The organism is Gammaproteobacteria bacterium (genome assembly GCA_037388465.1).
Classification (GTDB): Bacteria; Pseudomonadota; Gammaproteobacteria; order SpSt-1174; family SpSt-1174; genus JARRKE01.
In genome coordinates this window covers 1-6,398 of sequence record JARRKE010000135.1, presented here as the reverse complement: position 1 = coordinate 6,398, position 6,398 = coordinate 1, and the positions used below count along the sequence as shown (strand labels likewise).

At 58.1% G+C, this 6,398-nt stretch carries 11 protein-coding genes; 5 read left to right on the top strand and 6 right to left on the bottom strand.

The window, feature by feature from the left end; all coding sequences use genetic code 11:
* Positions 1-97: 97 nt before the first annotated feature.
* The 4 genes from P8Y64_14175 to P8Y64_14160 all read left to right on the top strand — a co-directional run bounded on the left by P8Y64_14175 (position 98) and on the right by P8Y64_14160 (position 2,109).
* Complete coding sequence (locus P8Y64_14175; protein MEJ2061601.1) at positions 98-655, top strand: dihydrofolate reductase family protein; 558 nt, start codon at positions 98-100, stop codon at positions 653-655.
* A gap of 119 nt (positions 656-774) precedes the next feature.
* Entirely contained in the window at positions 775-1,191 is a 417-nt protein-coding gene (locus P8Y64_14170; GenBank protein ID MEJ2061600.1) for a YciI family protein, read from the top strand.
* Between the two features lie 44 nt (positions 1,192-1,235).
* Complete coding sequence (locus tag P8Y64_14165; protein ID MEJ2061599.1) at positions 1,236-1,718, top strand: VOC family protein; 483 nt, start codon at positions 1,236-1,238, stop codon at positions 1,716-1,718.
* 28 nt (positions 1,719-1,746) lie between these two features.
* Entirely contained in the window at positions 1,747-2,109 is a 363-nt protein-coding gene (locus P8Y64_14160; protein MEJ2061598.1) for a YciI family protein, read from the top strand.
* Positions 2,110-2,185: 76 nt separating this feature from the next.
* On the opposite strand, the gene P8Y64_14155 is transcribed toward P8Y64_14160, so the two are convergent.
* The 3 genes from P8Y64_14155 to P8Y64_14145 form a co-directional block, all read right to left on the bottom strand.
* Positions 2,186-2,650 (bottom strand): nuclear transport factor 2 family protein, encoded by a 465-nt coding sequence (locus P8Y64_14155; protein ID MEJ2061597.1) that lies wholly within the window; start codon positions 2,648-2,650, stop codon positions 2,186-2,188.
* Between the two features lie 48 nt (positions 2,651-2,698).
* Entirely contained in the window at positions 2,699-3,133 is a 435-nt protein-coding gene (locus P8Y64_14150) for a MarR family winged helix-turn-helix transcriptional regulator (GenBank protein ID MEJ2061596.1), read from the bottom strand.
* Positions 3,134-3,233: 100 nt separating this feature from the next.
* Positions 3,234-3,575 carry an antibiotic biosynthesis monooxygenase gene (locus P8Y64_14145; protein MEJ2061595.1) on the bottom strand — a complete coding sequence of 114 codons (342 nt, stop codon included), beginning with the start codon at positions 3,573-3,575 and terminating at the stop codon, positions 3,234-3,236.
* A gap of 79 nt (positions 3,576-3,654) precedes the next feature.
* Between P8Y64_14145 and soxR the strand changes: the two genes are divergently transcribed.
* Complete coding sequence (gene soxR / locus P8Y64_14140; protein ID MEJ2061594.1) at positions 3,655-4,116, top strand: redox-sensitive transcriptional activator SoxR; 462 nt, start codon at positions 3,655-3,657, stop codon at positions 4,114-4,116.
* A 28-nt stretch (positions 4,117-4,144) separates the two neighbouring features.
* Here the strand turns inward: soxR and P8Y64_14135 are convergent, their stop codons facing one another.
* The 3 genes from P8Y64_14135 to P8Y64_14125 all read right to left on the bottom strand — a co-directional run.
* Positions 4,145-4,822, bottom strand: a complete 678-nt coding sequence (locus P8Y64_14135) for a class I SAM-dependent methyltransferase (GenBank protein ID MEJ2061593.1) — start codon at positions 4,820-4,822, stop codon at positions 4,145-4,147.
* Between the two features lie 7 nt (positions 4,823-4,829).
* Positions 4,830-5,465, bottom strand: a complete 636-nt coding sequence (locus tag P8Y64_14130; protein MEJ2061592.1) for a class I SAM-dependent methyltransferase — start codon at positions 5,463-5,465, stop codon at positions 4,830-4,832.
* Positions 5,458-6,398: histidinol-phosphate transaminase (locus P8Y64_14125; protein ID MEJ2061591.1), on the bottom strand; the 941-nt coding region annotated here is incomplete at its 5' end. The genes P8Y64_14130 and P8Y64_14125, both read right to left, overlap by 8 nt.

Sequence of the window (6,398 nt, the reverse complement as noted above, 5' to 3'; positions counted from 1 at the left end):
CGGAAAAATCCCAGCGCGTCATGCAGGCGCTGCTCAAAATGAAAAAGCTCGACATCAAAACCTTGCGGCAGGCATACAAACAATAAGGAGAATCACCATGAGCAAGCTGATCATGTGGAACCTGATCACGCTGGACGGCTATTTCGAAGGCACGAAAAGCTGGGACCTGGAATTCCACCAATCCGTATGGGGCGACGAGCTGGAACGCTTTTCCATCGAACAGTTGCATACAACGGACATGCTGCTGTTTGGTCGGGTGACCTACGAAGGCATGGCGGCTTATTGGGCATCCGAAAAAGGCGAAATCGCCGACATGATGAACAGCCTACCCAAGATCGTCTTTTCTCACACGCTCAAGCAGGCGGATTGGAACAACACGCGCCTGGTCGATACCGATGCGGTTGACGAGGTTCGTGAATTGAAGCGTCACGGACAGGGCAACCTGTTCGTCTTCGGTAGTGCCGACCTGTCGGCATCGCTCATAAACGCCGGGCTGTTCGACGAATATCGCATCGGCCTCGTACCTGCCGTGCTGGGCAAGGGCAGGCCGTTGTTCAGCGATGTCTCGACGCCCATGCAATTGACGCTGACTGAATCCCAGCCTTTGTCCACAGGTTGCGTGATCCTGAAATACGAACCGCAGCAAGCGCAATAAACAGCCGTCGCCATGCATTACGGGGTATAGCAATTCTACTTATCCAGTGAGTTCCACGGGGTGATCTCTCCGGGACCAACTAACACAAGACGGGTCTGATGACCCGGGGAGGAAATACCATGCGATTCATGATCATCGTCAAAGCCACCAAGGACTCGGAAGCCGGCGTCATGCCGGACGAGTCGCTTTTCGAAGAAATGGGCAAGTATCACGAGGAACTGGCCAAGGCCGGCATGCTGCTGGACGCCAGCGGTCTGCATCCAAGCACCGATGGATGGCGCATCCAGTATTCCGGCGACAAGCGCAGCTTCATCGACGGTCCCTTTGCGGAAACCAAGGAACTCGTCGCCGGCTACACGCTGATCCAGGCCGAATCGAGAGAGGAAGCGATCGAATGGACCAAACGCTTCCCCAACCCTTCTATCGACGGCAAGGAAGGCGAGATCGAGGTACGCCAGCTGTTCGAACTGGACGAGTTCGAATCCAGCGAGGCGATCGAACGCTTCCGCGAGCTGAAAAAGGAATCGAAACAGTAACGGTCTTGTGCTTCACCCAGACCATCGGTCAATGGAGGAAGATCATGAATACATCACGGACAACAGCCGCCGCCCACGCCATGCGCTCTGTGACACCATTCCTTACCTGCGCCGGCGCGGTTGACGCCATCGAATTCTACAAACAGGTATTCGATGCCAAAGAGCAGGCAAGACTGCTGGGGCCACAGGGAAAAGTCATGTACTCCAATCTGCAGATCGGCGATTCGGCCATCTGCGTGGTCGACGATTTCCCCGAGTATGGAGCCTTGGACCCCAGGGCCCTCAAGGGCACGCCGGTCATGATTCATCTCTATGTGGATGATGTCGACGCCGTCTTCGCCCGTACCGTCGATGCCGGCGCCAAGGTCAGAATGCCGGTCGAGGACATGTTCTGGGGCGACCGCTACGGGCAGCTGGAGGATCCGTTCGGCCACCTGTGGTCCATCGCCACGCATGTCCGCGAGGTGAGCGAGGAAGAGATGCGCCAGGCGATGCAGAAAATGGCCGATGATTCAGGTGACAATTGATCACCGATAACCACGGAGAAAGCATGCAATGAAATACCTGTGTCTGGTGTACCTGGACGAAAACCGGCTGGACGAGCTGCCCGACGAAGACTGCGTGGACTACGACGCCTCGATCCGGGAAAGCGGCCATTGCATTGCCTCGGAGGCGCTGGAGTCGGTACAGACAGCCACCACCGTCCGGGTGCGCAATGGCAAGGTGTCGGTTACCGACGGTCCTTTTGCGGAAACCAAGGAGCAGCTGGCCGGCTTTTACATGATCGAGGCGACCGATCTGAACGAAGCCATCCGGATCGCCTCCGGCATTCCTCCGGCACGGGTCGGCAGCATCGAGGTGCGGCCGGTCCGGCCCATCCGGGAAACCGTTGCCAAACAGCTGCGAGAAGGATCATAAACACCTCCACGGCTTGAGCGCGACCTGTAGGGCAACGGCGTTTTGCGTATATGGCCCGGTGCTTGGCCGGTACCGCTTACCGGCCAAGCACTGCCGACTGATATTCAGCCAGTAGCGCCGGGTCGTCTATGGAGCCGTGATGATGTAGCTGACGCCATTTGCCTTGCACCTTCCGGTAAATCCTGCTCGTTCTTATGGCAAGCTCAACCTGCATGCCATCCATACGGAAATAGCCTTTTTCCCGGCCGACGGCACAGAACATGTCATGAGAATCATGAATCGTGTAGTCGTAGAACTCGACATACACTTCAGCCTTCCCTTCGAATATCTTCGCGTATACCTCCTGTATCGCTTCCCAGCCTCGACACACGCCGCCTAGTGGATTGGACATCGAGGCCTCTTCCGTCCCAAGCCAATTCGACTGCATCAGCGCCAAGTCACGACCGTTGAACGCGCGATAAAACTCGACCAGAGCCTCAAACGGCGCCTTATTCATTTCAATTGTCTCTGTACCCGTAATCGGATTCGAAATAGCGTTCATATTGCCTCCTCCACATGGTTGTACATACAACTTTTTAGGCCAAAAAAATCACGACAACGTCTGGGCCACTTCCCGCAGATGGGCAACCAGCGACTTCATCTCATCTTCACCCAGATTGCCGCACATTTTCCGGTACAGGTCGTCACTGGTCTTTTCAAGAGCCGGCTGCAGGCGCTGTGCCTTGGAAGTAGGAACAACCCGTAACTCACGGCTGTCTTTCGCACCTGTCCTGGAGCGTTTCAGGTACCCCTTTTCCTGCAACGCGTCGACGAAGCGTGTCACCGTCGATTTATCCAGTCTTAGCTCGGCCGCTATTTCTTTATGTGAAATACCAGGGTCTGCCAGTACCAGCCTCAGCAAATAGGCATGCGCGGGTGACAGGCCGAATTCCTTAAACGCCTCCTCCCAGATCCGGTTCACTTTCCTCGTCAGGGCATTGACGTTGAAATACAGGCCGTTGAAATACAGGCATCGCTCGAACATGTCAGGAGTATACAAGCCAATTGGTTGTATATGCAACCAATTGGCTTCGTAACATATGGATATCTCCAGTGGTTCAGTTTTTTTGTTGTACAAGGAAAAGTCAGGTCTCGATCCTCCAGTAATTGGCCAAATCCGCTTTTATCCCGAGCCGTGGCAGAACCTCACGCGGGTTGAAGCCGATTTCCTCATGCATGGCAGCCACAACTGTCCTGGCACTTTCCATGCTTGCGTCACTCTCCCATTCGACAACGGTGACGAAGTTGAACTCACCGGGCCCGCTCGTCTGCTCCAAAACCAGATCTTGCAGGAATCCTGGTAGCGTTTTGAGAAGTTTGTGTGTCATTTCGACCTTGGAAAGAAATTCGTCGCGGACATGCTCGGGGACAATGAATTTGTCCACACGATAAATATGTCCCGACGGGTTACGCTCAAACGCGGTCATGTGCATCTCCCTGGCTGTTTGTAGTTCGGTGAAAGCCATGCTAGAACCTCAACATAACTTGAGGTCAAGGGCGATTTTCATGAAGCACACGGACGACGCGGATATCCACAAAAGCCTATCCGTAGGTGAGGTAGCGACCCGCAGCGGTGTGACGGTCTCGACCATTCATTTCTATGAAGCCAAGGGCCTGATCAAGGGCAAGCGTAATGCAGGGAATCATCGGCGTTATCCACGCGAGGTCCTGCGCCGGGTCGCCATCATCAAAGTAGCCCAGCGCGCGGGGATTCCTCTCAAGGAGATTGCCGCGGCCCTGGATACGCTGCCCGACGAGCGGACACCGACAAAAAAGGACTGGGCCACGCTGTCATCCAGGTGGAAGGCCGATCTGGACGAACGGATCAGGCACCTGACCCAGTTGCGCGATCAGCTCACAAGCTGTATCGGCTGTGGATGCCTGTCCATCACCGATTGCCCCTTGCGCAACCCGCACGACAAATTGGCTGAACAGGGGTCGGGAGCGAGATTGCTCGACAACGACTAGCGATCGGGGTGCACCACTGCGTACGCGGTTAGCGGTCATGCCTCGCGGCGAATATCACCGAGGCCGGCACGCCGCTTTTGGGGTGTACGGGTTCACGGATTTCCACCAGCCTGAATCCGTTATCCGTAAACAATCTCTCCCAGCTCTCCAGGGTTCTGAAATACCAGGGCGCCGGATCGGTGAATTCATTACCGAAACCGGCCCAGGACCCTTCCCGCCAGCCATCCTCGTAAGGCTGGTCGCCGCAGGCCGTGATTGGATGCAGCGTCTGCACGATGAACACACCGTTGTTCGCCAGCAGGGAAGGCACGGCCCGGAAAACCGCTTCTACCGATTCTTTCCCGAGCAGGGAAAAGTTGCACACTACCGCATCGACCGGAACCCGCAGCCCGACGCTGGCCAGGTCCTCGTAGGCAACCACCCGGAAGTCCCCGCCGCCCGCCCGGTTCGCGGCTTCGACAAGCCCGGGTACGACATCGACGCCGGTAACCCGGATGTTGTGGGCCGCCAGTTCGCGGGCCAGCCAGCCTTCACCGCAGCCCACGTCAAGCACGGAACCCGGGCACTGGCTCAGCACCGCATCGACGATCGCTTGATCCGTAACCGCGCGGCGGCTCTCGATCTGTCCTTCGCGCACGGCCGTGACCCATGCATCGGCATTGCCATGCCAGGAGCGGACAATATGTTCGTCAGTCAATGCACTCATCGTCATATCAACCTGCACTGGTTGCCGAAACGGTCACGAATGCGCATTGGCCATATCCCGGCCGCAGGGGCTCGATGTCGCGCGTCTCGGTCAGCGGATGCGCCAGTGTCTGTCCCCAGGCGTTGATTGAAAACCCCGCTTCGCGCAGAAGAGCGGCTACTTCGTCCGCGGAATAAAACGTGGCCTCCCGGTAAAACACATTCTCTTCCTGGTGCGCCTGATAGTCGCGTCCCATGCTGCTTTCCCTGTCTATGAAACCGATCACCAGGCGACCGCCCGGTTTCAGCGCCCTGCGCACCTCGGCAAGCATTCTGGCAGGAGAATCCACGAAACAGATGGTGGTCACCACCAGGGCATGGTCGAAACAGGCGTCGGGGAAAGGCAGATCTTCAGCTACACCCTCCACGGCTTCTATGCCGCGTTCAGCGGCATAGGCGAGCATCGACCGGGAGGGATCCACACCCACCTGCACGCCCAGCGGCGCGGCGAACCGGCCGCTGCCGACACCGATCTCGATGCCCCGCCCCGTCCAGGGGACGAACGGCCGCAGGGCGAGCAGTTCCGAGATATAGGCGGCCTGGTGCTTTTCGAACCACGCCTCATAGCGCTGATGATGCATCTCGAAAGGAGCGGCTCTAGGCATGGGACAACAGCTCCCGCAGTGTGTCGACGAACCGGCGGTTGTCCTCCGGCAACGCCGTGGTGACGCGCATAAAGCCGGCGCCAAGATGCGGATCGTTGAGCGGCTTTACGAGGATGTTCCGGGCCTTCAACGCTTCGGCAAGCACCGCCGCATCGTGCGGCGCGAAATCGGCGAGAAAGAAATAGGTCTGCGTGGGGTAAGTGCGCACGCCCAGGGCGCGCAGCTCGCCGGCAAGCGAGTTCGCCCACGCGTGCAATTGGGCGGCACGGGCATGGATCTTGTCCTCGTGGCGCAGCGTCGCAATGGCCGCCGCCTGGCTGGGACGGGCGAGCGGATAGGCGTCGTTATGACCGTTCAGGTCATCGGCAATCGATTCGGGCAGAATGGCGTAGCCGACCCGGAAGCCCGCCAGGCTGTGGGCCTTGGACAAGGTGCGGGTTACCAGCAGGTTGGGATAATCGAGCACCAGGCGGGCGACGGACTCGCCGGCCAGACCGATGAACGCCTCGTCGACCAGAAAGTACGTCTCCGGGTAACGGCGCAACAGCCCGGGCAAGGGCGTCATGTCGAAGATACCGCCATTGGGATTGTTCGGGTTCACGATCATCGCGAGCGTTGTACCGTCCGGAATCTCCAGGCGGCCGAGATCGAAGGCGAAGTCCTGTTCGGGAAGCAGCCGGGTTTCCGTGTAGTGCCGGGCGATCTCGGGGAAAAGCACATAGGTCGGCGTCAGCAGGTGAACCTGCTCGCCGAAACGATCGAAAAGCTGGCGCAGGATCAGTTCGGAACCCGCGTTGATATGGATGAGCCGTTCGGGAACGCCGACCTGCTCGCTGATGAGCCCACGCAATGGGGCCGAATAGGCCTCCGTGTAGTAATTGCTGCGAGGCACCTCGGCCTGCGCGGCGGCGACGGCCTCATCGATCGGCGGCA

Bases quoted from the DNA above. Each gene is read 5' to 3' on its own strand.
- P8Y64_14170 (MEJ2061600.1), top strand. From the start codon at position 775: ATGCGATTCATGATCATCGTCAAAGCCACCAAGGACTCGGAAGCCGGC.
- P8Y64_14135 (MEJ2061593.1), bottom strand. From the start codon at position 4,822: ATGAGTGCATTGACTGACGAACATATTGTCCGCTCCTGGCATGGCAAT.
- soxR (MEJ2061594.1), top strand. From the start codon at position 3,655: ATGAAGCACACGGACGACGCGGATATCCACAAAAGCCTATCCGTAGGT.
- P8Y64_14160 (MEJ2061598.1), top strand. From the start codon at position 1,747: ATGAAATACCTGTGTCTGGTGTACCTGGACGAAAACCGGCTGGACGAG.
- P8Y64_14155 (MEJ2061597.1), bottom strand. From the start codon at position 2,650: ATGAACGCTATTTCGAATCCGATTACGGGTACAGAGACAATTGAAATG.
- P8Y64_14130 (MEJ2061592.1), bottom strand. From the start codon at position 5,465: ATGCCTAGAGCCGCTCCTTTCGAGATGCATCATCAGCGCTATGAGGCG.
- P8Y64_14145 (MEJ2061595.1), bottom strand. From the start codon at position 3,575: ATGACCGCGTTTGAGCGTAACCCGTCGGGACATATTTATCGTGTGGAC.
- P8Y64_14165 (MEJ2061599.1), top strand. From the start codon at position 1,236: ATGAATACATCACGGACAACAGCCGCCGCCCACGCCATGCGCTCTGTG.
- P8Y64_14175 (MEJ2061601.1), top strand. From the start codon at position 98: ATGAGCAAGCTGATCATGTGGAACCTGATCACGCTGGACGGCTATTTC.
- P8Y64_14150 (MEJ2061596.1), bottom strand. From the start codon at position 3,133: ATGTTCGAGCGATGCCTGTATTTCAACGGCCTGTATTTCAACGTCAAT.